The sequence below is a fragment of the Desulfogranum marinum genome (assembly GCF_016918565.1).
Taxonomy (GTDB): domain Bacteria; phylum Desulfobacterota; class Desulfobulbia; order Desulfobulbales; family Desulfobulbaceae; genus Desulfogranum; species Desulfogranum marinum.
On record NZ_JAFFQD010000121.1, the window covers coordinates 1 to 1826 of the forward strand.

At 48.5% G+C, this 1826-nt stretch carries 1 protein-coding gene; it reads left to right on the forward strand.

Features of this window, described 5'->3' with window-relative positions:
* Window positions 1-476 precede the first annotated feature (476 nt).
* Window positions 477-1793, forward strand: coding sequence for a group II intron reverse transcriptase/maturase (ltrA, locus tag JWH17_RS23120; RefSeq protein WP_232371270.1), 1317 nt, complete (start codon window positions 477-479; stop codon window positions 1791-1793).
* Window positions 1794-1826 lie beyond the last annotated feature (33 nt).

A 1826-nucleotide genomic window follows, 5' to 3' on the forward strand; every position in this document is an offset into this window, starting at 1 on the left:
TGTGTGCCACGAAGGCACGCACGGGTGTTCAACACCCAGTGCAGCTATGCTGCATAAAAGATGAGGGAAGGCCCCTCGAAGTCGCCATACAGGTGGAGGCTTCAAACCACCGTAAGCTGCGTCGGTAAAGAGCCGGGGTGGTGAGCGTTACGGAAAAGGCAAGGCTTGACCTTGTCAGGTGAGTATCATGGAGACGAATGTGAATGAACCATTGCTGAAATGTCGAAAGCATAGGGATGAGAGTCAAAACCGAGGGCTGGTCGTTACCTTGGGATAAGTCTGGCGGATACCTGCTTACTGGCCAGATGACCTCCGGCATGAAGATGGCGTGAACTTGATATAGGCTTTTATGCGGAACGTGGGAACCTGTCGCTCTGCTGCTAAGGGAGAAACACAAGTGGAAGCCCCACAAGTGTGAGAGTACTGATGCAGAGCACAGGGACGGAGCGACCCGTAGTAGTGATGAAGGTTTTGTAATGGAACTGGAGCGAAGGGGAAGCATCGTCCAGCTTGAAGTAAAGAAGACAACTGGAAACAGGAGGATCGGATTGAACCAGGCAAAGCCGTTTTATATTTCTAAACACGAGGTGTGGGAAGCATATAAACGGGTGAGAGCTAATAAAGGAGCTGCTGGTGTTGATGGTCAGTCGATAGAAGAGTTTGAGATGGATTTGCAAAATAATCTCTACAGGCTCTGGAATCGTATGTCCTCCGGCAGTTACTTCCCGCCACCGGTCTTACGGGTTGAAATACCCAAAGACGATGGCCGGATGAGGCCGCTTGGAATACCAACCGTGTCAGATAGAATTGCCCAGCAGGTTGTAAAACAGCAATTGGAGCCGGAGTTTGAGAAGTATTTTCATTCCGACTCTTACGGCTATCGACCGAGTAAATCGGCTTTGGATGCAGTTGGCCAGGCGCGTAAGAATTGTTGGAAATACAACTGGGTTTTGGACCTTGATATCAAAGGATTTTTCGATAATATCGACCACAATCTTTTGATGAAAGCCGTACGTTGGCATACGGATGAAAAGTGGATTCTCCTGTATGTAGAGAGGTGGCTGAAGGCCGCGATTCACATGATGGATGAAACTCTATTGTATCCGGACAAAGGGACTCCGCAGGGGGGTGTTATCAGCCCTTTGCTGGCCAATCTCTTTTTGCATTATGCATTTGACAAATGGATGGCACGGGAGAATTCGTCAATACCATTTGAAAGATATGCTGATGACGCAGTTTGCCACTGCAAGAGCCAATCTCAGGCAGAAGGTTTGAAGGAAAAGCTGAATAAACGCATGAAGGAAGTTGGTCTGGAGCTACATCCTGAAAAGACGAAAGTTGTCTATTGTAAGGATGATGACCGGCAAAAAGAATATCCCTGCACCAGCTTTGATTTTCTGGGCTATACGTTTCGTGCCCGGAGATCCAAGAATAAGAGGGGGAAGCACTTTATCAACTTCAGCCCTGCAATCAGCAATAAAGCCGCTAAAGCAATTCGAAAAACCTCACGTCGTTGGCACTGGCCCAAGCGTAGTGACAAGGACCTGGAAGATTTAGCCCGGATGTTCAATCCAATCATTCAGGGATGGATCAACTACTATGGTCGTTACTACAAATCTGCTTTGTACCCAACCTTGAAGTGTCTGAATCGCCGATTGGTGACCTGGGCAACAAGGAAATATAAACATCTACGAGGACATCGCCGAAGGGCAGGGCATTGGTTGGATCGTATTGCGCGAAAGCAACCTGACCTGTTTGCTCATTGGAGATTACTCTATGCAGCGGCTGGATGATAGGAGCCGGATGAGCGGAGACGCTCATGTCCG

Excerpts from the sequence above, each read along its gene's own strand:
- ltrA (WP_232371270.1), top strand. The coding sequence starts at position 477 with ATGGAACTGGAGCGAAGGGGAAGCATCGTCCAGCTTGAAGTAAAGAAG.